Origin of the sequence: Acetobacter sp. (assembly GCF_022483985.1) — a bacterium.
Classification (GTDB): domain Bacteria; phylum Pseudomonadota; class Alphaproteobacteria; order Acetobacterales; family Acetobacteraceae; genus Acetobacter.
In genome coordinates, this window is sequence record NZ_JAKVME010000001.1 from 2095934 (window position 1) to 2110273 (window position 14340).

Sequence of the window (14340 nt, forward strand, 5' to 3'; positions counted from 1 at the left end):
AAACGATCTTCAGAAATTGTAGCGCAGATCACAGCCCACCCAGCGGGGTGTCTGGAGATACTGCACGCGGCTGTTATCACTCCCGGTGTAAGAGTAGGTGTTGCCGTGCTTGTTCAGCATATTGTCGACATAGACAGCCGCCGTCCATTTTCCGGTCTTTGGGCCGACCTCAAACCGCATACCCATCGAGCTGATCTTGCTGGTCTGGCCATTCGGATCACCAAGGGCGACAAGCATGTTGTCTTTCCACGTGTAGTTGACCTGCACGGTCGCCCGATAATCACGGGTGACATCAAGACCATAACGGGCATAGGCGCTCCAGGAGAACCGGGGCGCAAATGGCAGGGCCGAATGGGCATCAACATTCGAGAGAAGCGGCAGACCGGCGATATTGTTGACCGAAGAGATTGACCGGCCATCAAGATAGGCGAACGAACCGTTCAGATCGAGGTTGGGGACCAGATTGTGAAGGGTTCCGCTCAGTTCGCCACCGCGCGTTCTTGCCCGAGGGATCGGGCCAAGGCTGAGCGACGTGATATTGCCCGGCATCTCGGCCACGAACAGTGTCTGGCGGTTGTGATATTCATAGTCGAAGAGCGAGCCTTCCAGAATGACCTTGTCATGGAACAGGCTTGTCTTAGCGCCCACTTCATAAGCGATCAGGTTCTCGGGACGGACGTAATCCAGCGCGCTCGGAGAACTGACCGGTCCGGCGAAGTAGGAGCCTGCCTTGTAGCCGTTCGAAATCGTGCCATAGACGAGCGTGCCCGGTACGATTGTGTAACGAAGCCCGACCTTGCCGGTCCAGCGTTCATAGGTGTGATTGGAATTCATATAGCTCAGGTTGGAGCCGGGAACGCCTGTCAGGGCGCCTCCGTCATCACGGGTGCCGCCATGGAAGCCACGTTCGTCATAGGACAGACGACCTCCGGCGATGAAGTCCAGCCCCTTGACGATATTGGTGACCGTATTGACGTAGAGGCCCGTGGACACGTTCTGCTGCACGAAGCGGTCCGTCAGAGTGCCGTTCGGGTTGTCCAGCAGGAAGGAACGGTAACTGGTATAGGCACCGTCGATCTTGTCATATGATTCATACACGCCGACAGTCAGGTGCAGACGGTTGGCGATCGTTGTCCGCAAATGCATGTCGTGCGACTGGACGATATAGGTATCATTCCAGTGATAATCACCAACATTCACAGATTGACCGTCATAGTTGTCATAATTGCTACGACGGTAGAAATCGATGCCCGTGGCTGAGGTGAACGTGCCCCAGTCGAACCGGTGCGTGAAATTGAGGCCCACACCGCCGCCATTTTCATTGCGGGAAGCGCGGTTGGTGCCGACATTCACCGCATTGTTCCGGGCATTCGGCCCCACACCATAGGTGCCGACCGGCACGTTGTTCATCTGGTCCACGTCAACATCCTGCGGTGAAACAGGCGTTCCCTTGTCGCGGACATAATGGATGTTCAGAAGAAGCGAGGAACGGTCACTGATATCAAAGCGGGTCAGGTTCCGCAGACCGAGCAAATCCTGCGAGCCATAGCGCTTGTTGGTGTTGATATCGTGCTGCCAGCCGTCACCCTTGATATAGCTGAAGGAGAAGCGGTTGAAGATGCGATCCGTGATGGGAACATTGATTGCGCCCTTCCCGGTATTGGTGTTGTAACTGCTGTAACCCCAGTTGATATATCCGCCGAACTTGCTTGATGGTTTGATGGACTCGACGTTGATGGAGCCGCCCGTTGTGCTGCGGCCATACTCGAAACCCTGCGGCCCCTTTTCAACGCTGACCGTCTGCACGTCATACATCTGTCCGTTGTAGAGAACAGAATAAGGGGCGAAAACGCCATCCTGATAGATGCCGATTCCACCCATATTGTTGCCGATATAGTCATCCAGACCGATACCGCGGATCGAGAAGATCGGCGTGCTGCCGGAGACGGCGTTCACCGCCGTTACACCGGGGACGAACGCCGCGATTTCCTTCGGACTGACAATATGAAACTGTTCGAGCTCACGGCCGCTCAACGTATTCACGGTGTTGGCCATCTGATGAAAACGCCGCGTACGGGAACTGGTGACCGTAATCGCTTCGGGGTCAACTTTCGCTGCAACGCGTGTTCTTGCAGCTTTTTTCACAGGCTGCACCGAATGCTGCGCTGTGGCTGGATGCCCGGAAGCCTTGCCCTGGCTGGGCGCGGCTACCGCCGTAGCGATCGGGCTGGCTGCACAGAGCAGGGAAGCGGTGAAAAGTGCGTGGCGAGGAGGACGGGAACGGAACACAACTCTCATCGGATGCCCTTGGCTGGCTGCTTGATCGTTTCGATTAAATAACAATAACCGATGCAGTTTCGTTAAGAAGCTCCAAAAGCTCACTTTAATCTCACAACTTCTTTCCAGAAAAACGATACGTGATCGTTCTGTCGTGAAATAAGTTTTGTTTTCTCTTGAGATTAAAAGAATTTTTTGAAACAATAGCCCGGATGACAGACTCCCGGGCCATAAGGATCAGTTCCGGTAGTCGGGCTGCTCACGGTCAAGCTTGCGCTTGAGCGCGGCCCACGCCAGACGCCCCTGATCTTCATCTTTCTCAAACTGCTCACGCGCGCGCAGAACATAGCTCTCCGGCGGCAAAGCTGGCGGCACGCCGGTCGATTGCACTGCGACCTGAATCCGGCAGGCCTGTTCAAGATACCACGTCCGGTAGAATGTCTGCGCCACTGTCGCACCGACTGTCAGCAACCCATGATTCTGCAAAATCAGGCCGATATTGTCACCAAGATCGCGGACAAGCCTCTCGCGTTCGCTGAGATTGTCATCAGCGGCGATTCCTTCATAACCATGAAAACCGACACGCCCATAGAATTCCATGCTCATCTGATTGACCGGCAGAATACCGGTGGTCTGGGCGGCGATCGTCATGCCGGCAAGCGTGTGCGTATGCATGACGCAGGCCGCGTCCGGACGGGCGCGATGCACGGCGGAGTGAATGACGAATCCGGCCGGATTGACCGGACAGCTCGTCGCCTGCTTCGGATGCCCTTCCGCGTCCACAACAACCAGCGAACTAGCAGTGATTTCCTCGAACAGAAGTCCATAGGGATTGACGAGGAAACGATGATCCTCACCCGGCAGACGCACCGAAAGATGCGTGTAGACGAGGTCCGTCATGTCGAACATCGCCAGCAGGCGATAGGCTGCGGCCAACTCTTCACGGAGAGTCTGTTCGTCCTGCGCTGACGAGGTGGCGGGAAGTGTCTGCATGTTCCTTGTCCTTAACTCACACAGCGATGATTGATTGTCTGCTTCCGCTCAGTAGCCACGGTCCGGGCGATAAAGCAGTGGCGGCGCACGCCCTTCTTCCAGTTCGCGAATGACATGCGCCACATAAGCCGCCTGCGCCTCCCGCGAGGCTTCCGACGCCATGTGAGGCGTCAGCGTGATCCGTGGATGGTCCCACAAGGGAGATTCGGCGGAAAGCGGTTCTGTCGCCACGACATCCAGCACGGCGCTGTCGAGTTGCCCTGACGCCAGCGCAGCCAGAAGATCATCTTCGACGACATGATCGCCTCGCCCCACATTGATGAAATCTGCGCCCGGCTTCAGGCGGGAAAGCAGTTCCGCATCAATGATATGGCGCGTGTGAGGCGTGCTGGGCAGAAGGTTGACCAGAATATCGACGGACGGAAGAAAATCGGACAACCCCTCCTCGCCAAAGAACAGGGGGATCTGCTTTTCTTCACGGGGAGTACGACACCAGGCGGAGACGATAAAACCTGTTGCTGCCAGCCGTCTGGCGACAGCCGCTCCAAGGTTACCGAAACCGAGGACACCAACCCTGGTTTCCGCGCTATTACGAAGGATAGGGCGGTTACACCAGAGATGCTTTTCCTGATCACGCGCCCAGCGTCTCGCGCCCCGCAACAATCCGATGGCCGCCCACATCACGTAGTCCGCCATCAGCACGGCGGTCTGATCGCCACCCATGCGCACGAGCGGCACATCGGCCGGGAAATCCGGTCGATTGACCAGATGATTGACGCCAGCCCCCGTGCTCAGGATGACGCGCATGTTCGCCATGCGCGCCATTTCGCCCACCGGCGGTTCCCAGACCAGCGCATAGCTGGCGTCCGCGGGATCAAATGCAGGATCAAACCAGGAAATCGTGGGAAGGTCCGGAGCGACACGGGCGAAGGCATCCCGCCAGCTTTCCCAGGCGGCAGGACCATCGGCACTAACGGCAAGTCTCTTCATCCCTTCATCCTCCCGTTCCGCGCCGCTCATTATGATATCGCAACATACAGCAAAACAACGATGATCTGCATTTTCATAGAGTTCAATATGACTTTATCATTCCCTTAAGTGGGCAACCGAACCCTGACGTTGATTCAACTTATGCCCTGCGTTCAGTTTAGCAATCGCAAAAGTAAGCTGTTCCAATATCTGTTGACGGCATAGTTTGGATTTTGTTTAACTTTCGGAACGAAAAAAGGTACCCGACCATGGAGATCGCCCTGAGCCGTATGCCGTCCAGTTTCCCCACCCGCACCACAGGCTTTCAGGGGCGGATCGCGGAAGTCGATCTGCGACTGCTGCGAGTCTTCGCCGCCGTTGCTGAACATGGCGGGTTCGCCGCGGCGGAAGTAGCGCTCGGCAAAAGCAAATCCGCTGTCAGCATCGACATCTCCTCGCTTGAGAAAAGACTGAACACGACACTCTGCCATCGTGGCCGCAGCGGGTTTGCGTTGACGCCCTCCGGCGAAAGCGTTCTGGACGCCACCAGAAAACTGTTTGATGATATTGACAGTTTTCAGAAACGTCTCAACGAGGCCAGCGGCACGCTCTCCGGCCGTTTCCGCCTCTATCTTCCCGACACGATCCAGATTCACGGCGAAACAGTGCTCGTCAGGGCCATAGAACGCTTTACCGTCCATTATCCCGACATTTACATGGACGTCCGTTCGGCGACGCCGCGTGAAGTGGAGTTTGCCGTCCTCAACGGGTCTGCGACGATGGGCATTACGCTCTACCCGCATCAGCGTCCGGAGATGCAGACAACCCCGCTGTTTCAGGAAACGGCGTCACTCTATTGCGGGCAGCGCCATCCTTTCTTTTCCATGGCGGACGAGGATATCACGCGAGCCGATCTGACGGCGACGCGGATGATCGAGGTTTCAGATGCCACGACCTCCCCGCGCTGGGACGAACTCCGTAGCGAGATGAATTTTTCCGCTGCCGCCGACAACATCGATTCCCGCACGCTTCTGATTCTTTCCGGCGTCTACATCGGTTTTCTCCCTGATCTGTTCGCCGCGCCGATGGTCGAGGAAGGTCGTCTACGCCGGATCGGGTTTGACGGTCTCGCTCTGACCAACAGTTTTTACCTGCTCGCCCGCCCCTCGCAGGACAGCGAGCCGATGACAGCCGCCTTCCGCTCCGTTCTCAATGAGGTCAGCCGGTGACAACACGTTCCTTCATACACCGGTCAGCATCACGTCTGATCATCGCGGCAGGCCTGTTTGCGGCGGTGTGCGGGTTTGCGTCCTCAGGATATGCTCAGACTGAGAGCCAAACCGAGACTCAGACGGCACAGGGCGGGGATATTCCTCCCTTTGCCGTCAATGGCCATTTCACGGTTTGCACAAATCCCACGCTCCCGCCGATGACGTTCGTCAATGGCCAGGACACGCGGGATCTCGCCGGATTTGACATTGACCTCGCGCACGAGCTTGGCCGGGCATGGCATGCCGAGCCAGCAATCCTGACGATGGATTTCGAGGGCATGCTCCCCAGTCTCTCGTCCCGGCGCTGCGACATGGTCATCAGCGGGGTCATGCGGCAGGCGGGGCGTGAAAAGAATTACGATGCCGTGCCTTATCTTGATTCCTCCATCGTGGTCATCGCCCGGTCCGGGACGCCACGGATTACCGCGCTGGAAGACCTTTCCGGTCAGAGCGTCGCCGTGGAATCCGGCACCAGCTATGCAACGCTTGTCGAAAAGACTAACCAGAAACTGGCACAATCAGGCCGGGCTCCGATCAGTCTTCAGCTCTATCCGGCGGAAGATCAGGTCGTGCAGCAGGTTCTGCTCGGTCGTGTGCATGCGCTGATCAGTCAGGACGTGGAGGTTTATTACCGCCAGAAGCAACTGGGCGGAAAAGTCACGATCATACTGAAACCGGACAATCCTGATTATCGTGAATTCGCCGTTTATATCCGTAAGAATCCACAGGACAAGGCGGCGCTGGGGCAGACGGTCGCAGCACTCAGACAGCAGGGTGTTCTGGAAAATCTGAGCCGGAAATGGAGCATTTCAAACGCGCAGGAACAGGCGTTCACGGAAAAGGCCACGTCCTCCGCCTTCAGCCTTGAAGTCTTTTTCTCCGCGCTAACATCCATGGCCTTTGTAAAAGGCGCTGCCCTGACACTGATCATCGCAGTGCTCTCACACCTGACCGCCATCGTCATTTCCATTCCGGTGGCGCTCAAACTCAACGGCCCCCGCTCTCCATTGCAGATGCTGCTTTCGGCTTATGTCGCGGTCTTTCGTGGTGCGCCCACACTGCTGCAACTGCTGTTCATCTGGAACGCATTGCCTCAGTTCTTCCCGATCTTTCGTGAAAGCTGGTTCACACCATTTCTGGCAACATGGCTGTCCCTGTCGATCAATGAATCCGCCTATCAGGTGGAAATCAATCGCGCCGCCCTGCGGGCGGTCGATCAGGGACAACTGGTCGCGGCCGACGCGCTGGGCATGAAGCGTTCGCAGATCTATCGCCATGTCATCTTCCCGCAGGCGCTCCGTATCGCACTGCCACCAACGATCAACGAGTTCATCAGTCTTCTGAAGACGACCTCTCTGGCCTCCGTTATCTCGTTGCAGGAACTGCTTGCCGTGACGCAGATTCAGGTGGCGCGCACATTCGAATTCACCGAGTATTATTCAGCAGCCCTCGTCTATTATCTGGCGATGGTGTTCTTCTTCCTTTTCCTGCAGAAGCGGATTGAACGTCGTTTCTCCTGGGCAGACCGCAACAAGGCGACCGGCCATGGTCAGTGACACCGCACCCAACCCCGACATTCGAATCTCCCTTCGTAATCTAAGCAAGTTTTACGGAGAGTTTCTGGCGCTTGACCGTCTGGACCTCGATATCGACCAAGGCGAGAAAATTGTCGTTCTCGGCCCCTCAGGTTCGGGAAAATCGACTTTCATCCGCTGCTTCAATCGTATCGAACCGCATGACAGCGGCACGCTGATGATTGACGGACAGGTCATCGACGACAAAACGGATCTCGCTGCGTTGCGTGGTCGCGTGGGAATGGTGTTCCAGAACTACAATCTCTTTCCTCACCTGACCGTTCTCGATAACTGCACGCTCGCACCGCGTCTGGTCCGGGGCGCCTCCCGTCAGCAGGCTGAGGAAGATGCCCGACGCTATCTGGCGCTGGTGGGCATTGGCGAGCAGGCTGGGAAATATCCGATCCAGCTTTCCGGTGGTCAGCAGCAGCGCGTCGCCATCGCCCGTGCGCTGAGCATGAACCCCGAGATTATCCTGTTTGATGAACCGACCGCAGCCCTTGATCCCGAAGCCATCTCCGGGGTGGTCGCCATTATCGACGAACTGGCCGCCCAGCAGATCACGATTATCTGTGTGACCCATGAAATGGGCTTTGCCCGTCGCATTGCGGACCGCATCGTCTTCATGGACAAGGGCAGCATTCTCGAAGTCGCCCCTCCGCAGGAATTCTTCACGGCGCCTCGCACGGAGCGCGCCCGGACCTTTCTCAATCAGATGATCCAGTTCTGAACAGGCAGCCAGAGGCGGCACGGAAATACCACGCGTTTGCCAGCATGACCTTGACGGCTGAATTACTCAGATCGTGCCGGGCAGATTTCTGTTGGAAAGAGTCTCAACGCACATATCCAGAAATGCCGAAACCCGCATGGGAATGCGTTGGCCTGTCACGGTAAACAACCCGTAGACCAGCGGAGCGCACTCGTCTTCCAGCCCGAGATAGGCCAGGGGTTTGCCATCAAGAGCGTTCTGGTTGCGTGGCCGGGCGTTTCCCAGCCCGAAACCAACACCCCGGGCGGCCAGACTGCGGATCACATCCATGCTGGGATAATGACCTGCGATACGCGGCACCACACCGGCGGAAGAAAAAAGCTGGAGAAAATACTCACGCGAAAAGGGAAGATCGAGCAGAAGGAAGGGTTCATCCACAAGCGCTTCCAGCCGGACAGACCCCGCCGCGGCAAGAGGATGGTCAACTGATGTGAAGACATAGGGCGGCAGGGCGGAGAGTGGCTGAAAACCGATTGTCGGCGGCATGGGCATATTATAGCCGATCATGACGGAGACTTCTCCGTCACGCAGTTTTTCCGTCAGTTCTTCATGATGACCGGCGATGACCCGCAGACGGGCTTCCGGGTAGGTTGCGGAAAAATTCTGGATCAGATCGGGCGCCAGCAGAGGGAACAGCGTCGTCATGCAGCCAACGGTGACTTCGCCTTGCACCCGTCCCAACATGCCATTCAGCGAGCTGCCCAGTTCCTGCGCCTGAGAGAGCAGTTCACGAGCCTCTTGCAACACCATGCGGCCTTCTGGCGTGAGAGACAGCCCCTGCGCGTGGTGACGGATGAAAAGCGACACGCCGAACACGCTTTCCAGATGCGCGATCGCGGCGGAAATGGCGGGCTGCGAGATGGGTATCTGGCGCGAGGCCTGCACGATGGAGCCGGTTTCAGCCGTGGCGACGAAATATTCGATCTGTCGCAGGGAGAATTTCACTCTTGGTCGCTCCTTGGGGCTGGCGGTAAAGGCCACCGGCCTGATGGCATGAAACTTACCAGAGTTTACAGAGAAATGAATTTTTGAAGCTCAGAAAACAGAGATTTCATTAATCAAAATGCATGCCACAATAACCTGTCATTTTAATGCACCAAACCACACGAAGTATCAATAATATTAATTATTACCAGAACAATATCGCAACGGAACATACATCAGGTGTGAGATAATCTATGCCACTTTCTTCCGAAGAGGACGCTTATGCGAATAATTATATTTATTTCAATGATTCATTAGGAACTCTTTCAGAAGATACAGCCACTCAGTGTGAACAGTATGGTTATTTCAACGTGGCGTGGGAATTAAAAGACGATATGCTCAGCAATGGACATGCTGTTCTTTTTACCGGAGAAGCCTATCTCACATTATATCAGAAACAATCCATAAAAATGCTGCTTCAGAAGGTGGAAAATATCCCTGATGAAGTTGTTTTTGTAACAAACACCCGGAAAAACCACCTGAAAGCAATGAGTGATCCTGTCTGGATTCCGCTCAGGACCGAAGCCCGCACATTACTCGATCTTCTTCAGATGGAAACACAACGCGTGCGCAGGCTACTGAATATGGATCCATAAAATGACGTGAGACACATGAACAACGCCTTTTGCATCCACCATGCAGACTGGCCTTTGCATCCCTGATTGCAAAAGCCAGTTCTCTGCACTGTCTGCACTGATCCTTTCAGTGACGAGCCAGCATATCCACAACCTGCTCCACAAACCGCACGCCATCCTGCAACTCTTCCGGCAGAATGAACTCGTCCGCCTTGTGAGCGCGATCAATGGAACCGGGGCCACAGACGACAACCGGCATGCCCAGATACTCGCTGAACAGGCCACCCTCCGTTCCAAAACCGATGCGTGAGGGCGCGTTATCACCCGTAATCCGCATGATCTCGTGCAGGAACGAAGCACCGTCGGATGTATGCAGACCGGGATACGTGTTCAGCGTCTCGATCTCGATACGGGCATGCGGTCGCTCCGCACACAGACGGTCCGCTTCCTCTCGTAACCGGTCAAGCAGAGGCTGCGGATCAACACCGGGCAGCAGACGCATTTCGAACTGAACCTCGCACAGATCCGGCACGATGTTGAGCGCTACACCGCCCCGGATCAGGCCGACCTGCATGGTGCTGTAAGGCACCTCGTAATGCTCATCCTGAGCGCCGGTCTCTTTCAACTCTTCCTGTAGCGCCTCAATGATTTTCACCATATCCGTCGCCAGCCCGATGGCGTTGCAGCCGCGATCAGGATTGGCGGAATGTGCAGCCAGACCATGACAGACAATACGAGCGGCGAGCTTGCCCTTGTGACCGGACACGGCCCGCAGACCGGTCGGTTCGCCAATGACGCATCCGCGCGCCTGAAAACCACGGGCGGCGAGATCGCGCAGCATCGAATGCACGCCCACACACCCGATTTCCTCGTCATGGGAAATAGCCAGATGCAAGGGCGCACGCAGCCCGGATTGACTGGCGGCATACCGCGCCGCCACAAGCATGCAGGCAAGAAATCCCTTCATATCGCTGCTGCCGCGCCCGTAAAGCTTTCCATCCCGCTCGGTCAGCGCGAACGGATCGGTTGTCCAGGGCTGTCCCTCCACGGGCACCACATCGCTATGGGCCGACAGGACAATGCCGTCCGGCGTATCCGGCCCGATACTGGCGAATAGATTGAACCGCCCCTCCTCCTTGCCCGGCACGCGGTGGCAGCGTGCTCCAAGATCACGCAGAAAGCCTTCAGCCCAGTCAATCAGTTCCGCATTTTCCATGCGGCAGACAGTGGGAAATGCAATCAGCTTTGCAAGGATATCACGAACGGCAAGAACCTGCGGGTCGACCATGTCAGCTCAACTCGGAGAGAATCATGTCAGAAGCCTTGTCGCCGATCATCATCGTCGGCGCATTGGTGTTACCGCTGACCAGTGTTGGCATGATGGAAGTGTCAGCCACGCGCAGACCTTTCAGCCCGCGCACCTTCAGCTCGGGCGTGACCACACTGTCCGCGTCCGATCCCATGCGGCAGGTGCCGGATGGATGGAACACTGTGCTGGCGGAGGCCCGCAGATAGTCCATAAGCTGTGCGTCGGTCTCCAGATTGGCGGTCGGCGCCATTTCCTTGCCCCGAATGGCGTCAAACGGCGACGCCCGCAGGATACGACGGGCAAGCTTCACCCCTTCCAGCAACACGAGCGCATCGCGCTCGTCAGACAGGAAATTGAAGTCGATTTCGGGGTTGCGACTACCATCCTGCGTCAGGCGGATGCTGCCTCGGCTCTGGGGACGCAGCACGCAGGTATGCAGTGCGAAACCGTGTCCCCATTCGAAGAGACGCCCGCGATGGCTGCGATAGCCCGGCACGAAATGGAACTGCACATCCGACACGCCTTCGGCGTAACGGGTGGAGGCGAATCCACCGGCTTCCACATAGTTGGTGGTCAGCCAGCCCTTGCCACGCAGCAGGAACTGTAAAGGCGCAGGCAGCACGGAGCCGAGCGACGCCCGCGAGAAACCGAGTGTCGTTGCCGAGTCCGAACGGATGGTCACCAGCCCGTCGATATGATCCTGAAGATTGCGCCCCACTTCCGGCAGATCGCTCACCACGGGAACGCCGGATTGCAGCAGTTCCTTCGCATTGCCAATGCCTGACGACATGAGCAGATGCGGCGAACCGATGGCGCCCGCCGAAAGGATGGTCTCCCTGTGCGCCCGCAGAACGTGGAACTGGCCGTTCCGCTCTATGGTGACACCCTGCACCTCCCGCCCGTCGGTCACGAGCGAGACCACGCGACAGCCGGTCAGCACATGCAGGTTCGGACGCGACCGCACTGGAGCGACAAAGGCGCGATAGGAACTGAGACGTTTTCCATCTTTCTGCGTGACGTCATAGACGCCGACGCCATCCAGTCGAGCGCCGTTGAAATCGGTGTTTTCTTTCAGCCCAACCTCTTCAGCGGCCTTGATGAACAGGCGCGACACGTCGAGCGGGTCACGCGGCTGATCCACCATCAGCTCGCCACCAGTTCCGTGAAACTGCGGGTCCTGATGAAGCTGATTGTCTTCCTCGCGCATGAAGTATTTCAGCACGGAATCATAACCCCAGCCGGTGCAGCCCATCGCTTCCCAGCCGTCATAATCCGAGCGTGCGCCACGGATATAGATCATGCTGTTCATGGAGGACGAGCCACCCAGCATCCGGCCACGCGGCACATGCACGCGGCGGTTGTCGAGATGCGTCTGCGGCGTGGAGTAATACTGGTAGGTATATTTCCGGCTCTTGTAGAGCGAGATGGTCCCGGCGGGCACATGGATGCGCGGCGTGTTGTCGGGGCCGCCCGCTTCCAGCAGCGCCACCCGCAGATTGCTGCGGGCGCTCAGGCGGTTGGCGAGCACACAGCCCGCCGCGCCGCCACCGACGACGATGAAGTCGTAATCGGTCGGAAAATCGTTCTGCGTGGTCATCAGTCAGCTCCTCCCATGACAGGCAGGGTGTGGCGTTCGTTACGCATCAGCCAGACGTAGAACACTGTCACGACAATCAGCCCCACAATCCACGAGATATCGGCGCCGCCCAGCATGTTCGCAACAGGACCGGTGTAGAGACCGTTCGAGACGAAGGGAATCTGGATCAGAATACCGAAGACATAGGCGGTCAGAGCGGGCCAGCAGTAGCGGCCATAGATGCCGCCATCGGCGCGAAAGAAGGAAGGAACATCATATTCGCCGTGCCGGATCAGATAGAAGTCAGCCAGATTGATCGCGGTCCAGGGCACCATAACGTAGAGCAGCAGCAGGATGAAGTTGGTGTATTCCTCCATGAAATTCGCCTCCGCGCCGAGGGCGATCAGCAACGAAAGACCGGCCAGAACGATGGCCGTGCCCGCACGACCGACATGCGTGGCTTTCCATGACGGAATGATGGTCTGGATGACCGTGATGGCCGAGAGCGCGCCGCAATAAAGATTCATGGCGTTGGTTGACGCGATGCCCAGCGACAGCACGGGCACGATGAACAGCGCCAGCGGACCGACCTGTGTGGTCAGCGTCGCCACCACGTCGCCGCCTCCTGCGATCACACCCAGCAGACCGCCAAGGATCATGGGGAAGACCGAGCCGAGCACGCAGCCCCAGTAGCTGGCCATGAAGGCCTGACGGCTGCCAGTGCCGGGCGGCAGATAGCGCGAATAGTCCGAGACGTACGGCGCGTAGGCGATCTGCCAGAGCGCCGCCGTGGATAGGCCGCCGAGGAAGCCTGACATGGTGAACGTGCCGTGTGACAGGATCGCGGTCGAAACGCCGTTCACACACAGAATCCACACGAAACACAGCGCCAGTGCGATACCGGACACCACTGTCATCAGTCGTGTGTAGGCGTGGATCAGATCATGGCCATAGATCGTAGCCACCAGACTGACGAGGCACAGCAGGGCGACACAGGCCTTTTCGGGTAGGAACGTCATCACCGTGTGCAGCGACTCACCACCAAGAACCAGATTGGAGGCGAAGAAACCGACATACATCACCACGACGAGGCAGATGACCGCCATCGCGCCCATGGAACCGAACTGACCTCGCGTCTGCACCATCTGCGGCACGCCGAGCTGCGGCCCCTGCGCGGCGTGAAGCGCCATGAACAGGCCACCGATCATGTTGCCCAGCACAGCCGACAGCAGCGCTGGCCAGAACGGCAGGCCGAACACGGTGGTCGCCAGCGCGCCGGTAATGATGGTCAGCATCATGATGTTGGAGCCGAACCACACGGTGAACAGATCGCGCGGGCGTCCGTGCCGCTGGTCGAGCGGAATCTGATAGATGGTGTGGGCTTCTGGACCCCGTGCCGTCGCGGCGTCTGTCATGGGAGCGGTTCCTTCCTCTGGTATCAGGCTCTGGTATCAGGGCGTGCCCGGCGATTTTGTGTCGGAATCGTAATATTGAAAGTCAGAAAAATCCCGCTCGGCTCCAGACCGGCGGGATTGCAGTCAGACTATTCCCGTTCGGCGATGACATCGACCTCGATCAGCCATTCCGGTCTGGCCAGCGCCACGACCACAAGGCCGGTGAAGACCGGGAAGACACCCTTGAGGCGACGGCCGAGCACGCGATAGGTCGCCTCGCGATAACGGATATCCGTGAGATAGACCGTAACCTTGCAGATGTCCGTGAGCTTGCCGCCCGCCTCTGTCATCAGCAGCTCGATATTGTCCATCACCTTCTCGGCCTGCGCGATCGGGTCGCCCACGCCGACATTCTCGCGTGTATCGAGATCCTGCGGCACCTGACCACGCAGATAGATCGTGTTGCCCGTGATGACGGCCTGACAGAGATCGTTGTCGAGCGCCTGCTCGGGGTAGGTGTCCTTCGTGTTGAAAGGACGGAGGCGGGTGTGGGCCATGGTCTGTGTCTCCCTGTGTGGGGCTGGTACTGTCCGGTCGGTGTGTCCGCACCGGAGATGATGATCCTGCGCAACGGGGACGGGCTGGTCGC

At 57.6% G+C, this 14340-nt stretch carries 12 protein-coding genes; 4 read left to right on the forward strand and 8 right to left on the reverse strand.

Annotated elements, in window-relative coordinates:
* Positions 1-9 precede the first annotated feature (9 nt).
* The 3 genes from LKE90_RS09325 to LKE90_RS09335 form a co-directional block, all read right to left on the reverse strand.
* Positions 10-2298 carry a TonB-dependent receptor gene (locus LKE90_RS09325; RefSeq protein WP_291493160.1) on the reverse strand — a complete coding sequence of 763 codons (2289 nt, stop codon included), beginning with the start codon at positions 2296-2298 and terminating at the stop codon, positions 10-12.
* A gap of 216 nt (positions 2299-2514) precedes the next feature.
* Positions 2515-3270 (reverse strand): class II aldolase/adducin family protein, encoded by a 756-nt coding sequence (locus LKE90_RS09330; RefSeq protein WP_291493158.1) that lies wholly within the window; start codon positions 3268-3270, stop codon positions 2515-2517.
* A gap of 48 nt (positions 3271-3318) precedes the next feature.
* Entirely contained in the window at positions 3319-4260 is a 942-nt protein-coding gene (locus LKE90_RS09335; protein ID WP_291493156.1) for a 2-hydroxyacid dehydrogenase, read from the reverse strand.
* A 248-nt stretch (positions 4261-4508) separates the two neighbouring features.
* Here LKE90_RS09335 and LKE90_RS09340 point away from each other — a divergent pair, with 248 nt between their 5' ends.
* The 3 genes from LKE90_RS09340 to LKE90_RS09350 all read left to right on the forward strand — a co-directional run bounded on the left by LKE90_RS09340 (position 4509) and on the right by LKE90_RS09350 (position 7814).
* On the forward strand, positions 4509-5468 hold the full coding sequence (locus LKE90_RS09340) for a LysR family transcriptional regulator (protein ID WP_291493154.1): 960 nt from the start codon (positions 4509-4511) through the stop codon (positions 5466-5468).
* 140 nt (positions 5469-5608) lie between these two features.
* Positions 5609-7066, forward strand: coding sequence for an ABC transporter substrate-binding protein/permease (locus LKE90_RS09345; RefSeq protein ID WP_407066090.1), 1458 nt, complete (start codon positions 5609-5611; stop codon positions 7064-7066).
* On the forward strand, positions 7056-7814 hold the full coding sequence (locus tag LKE90_RS09350) for an amino acid ABC transporter ATP-binding protein (RefSeq protein WP_291493152.1): 759 nt from the start codon (positions 7056-7058) through the stop codon (positions 7812-7814). The genes LKE90_RS09345 and LKE90_RS09350 overlap by 11 nt, the downstream gene beginning before the upstream one ends.
* Before the next feature lie 66 nt (positions 7815-7880).
* Here LKE90_RS09350 and LKE90_RS09355 read toward each other — a convergent pair whose 3' ends face one another.
* Entirely contained in the window at positions 7881-8798 is a 918-nt protein-coding gene (locus LKE90_RS09355; protein ID WP_291493151.1) for a LysR family transcriptional regulator, read from the reverse strand.
* Between the two features lie 233 nt (positions 8799-9031).
* On the opposite strand from LKE90_RS09355, the gene LKE90_RS09360 reads away from it, so the two are divergent.
* A complete protein-coding gene (locus LKE90_RS09360) occupies positions 9032-9433 on the forward strand; it encodes a hypothetical protein (protein WP_291493149.1) in 402 nt (133 codons plus the stop codon).
* 106 nt (positions 9434-9539) lie between these two features.
* On the opposite strand, the gene argE is transcribed toward LKE90_RS09360, so the two are convergent.
* The 4 genes from argE to LKE90_RS09380 form a co-directional block, all read right to left on the reverse strand.
* A complete protein-coding gene (gene argE / locus LKE90_RS09365) occupies positions 9540-10700 on the reverse strand; it encodes an acetylornithine deacetylase (protein ID WP_291493147.1) in 1161 nt (386 codons plus the stop codon).
* A gap of 1 nt (position 10701) precedes the next feature.
* Positions 10702-12318 carry a GMC family oxidoreductase gene (locus LKE90_RS09370; RefSeq protein WP_291493145.1) on the reverse strand — a complete coding sequence of 539 codons (1617 nt, stop codon included), beginning with the start codon at positions 12316-12318 and terminating at the stop codon, positions 10702-10704.
* On the reverse strand, positions 12318-13712 hold the full coding sequence (locus LKE90_RS09375; RefSeq protein WP_291493142.1) for a purine-cytosine permease family protein: 1395 nt from the start codon (positions 13710-13712) through the stop codon (positions 12318-12320). Before LKE90_RS09375 ends, LKE90_RS09370 begins: the two co-directional genes overlap by 1 nt.
* A 128-nt stretch (positions 13713-13840) precedes the next feature.
* Entirely contained in the window at positions 13841-14248 is a 408-nt protein-coding gene (locus tag LKE90_RS09380; RefSeq protein ID WP_291493140.1) for a RidA family protein, read from the reverse strand.
* Positions 14249-14340 lie beyond the last annotated feature (92 nt).

Bases quoted from the DNA above. Each gene is read 5' to 3' on its own strand.
- LKE90_RS09350 (WP_291493152.1), top strand. From the start codon at position 7,056: ATGGTCAGTGACACCGCACCCAACCCCGACATTCGAATCTCCCTTCGT.
- LKE90_RS09335 (WP_291493156.1), bottom strand. From the start codon at position 4,260: ATGAAGAGACTTGCCGTTAGTGCCGATGGTCCTGCCGCCTGGGAAAGC.
- LKE90_RS09330 (WP_291493158.1), bottom strand. From the start codon at position 3,270: ATGCAGACACTTCCCGCCACCTCGTCAGCGCAGGACGAACAGACTCTC.
- LKE90_RS09325 (WP_291493160.1), bottom strand. From the start codon at position 2,298: ATGAGAGTTGTGTTCCGTTCCCGTCCTCCTCGCCACGCACTTTTCACC.
- LKE90_RS09375 (WP_291493142.1), bottom strand. From the start codon at position 13,712: ATGACAGACGCCGCGACGGCACGGGGTCCAGAAGCCCACACCATCTAT.
- argE (WP_291493147.1), bottom strand. From the start codon at position 10,700: ATGGTCGACCCGCAGGTTCTTGCCGTTCGTGATATCCTTGCAAAGCTG.
- LKE90_RS09370 (WP_291493145.1), bottom strand. From the start codon at position 12,318: ATGACCACGCAGAACGATTTTCCGACCGATTACGACTTCATCGTCGTC.
- LKE90_RS09340 (WP_291493154.1), top strand. From the start codon at position 4,509: ATGGAGATCGCCCTGAGCCGTATGCCGTCCAGTTTCCCCACCCGCACC.
- LKE90_RS09360 (WP_291493149.1), top strand. From the start codon at position 9,032: ATGCCACTTTCTTCCGAAGAGGACGCTTATGCGAATAATTATATTTAT.
- LKE90_RS09380 (WP_291493140.1), bottom strand. From the start codon at position 14,248: ATGGCCCACACCCGCCTCCGTCCTTTCAACACGAAGGACACCTACCCC.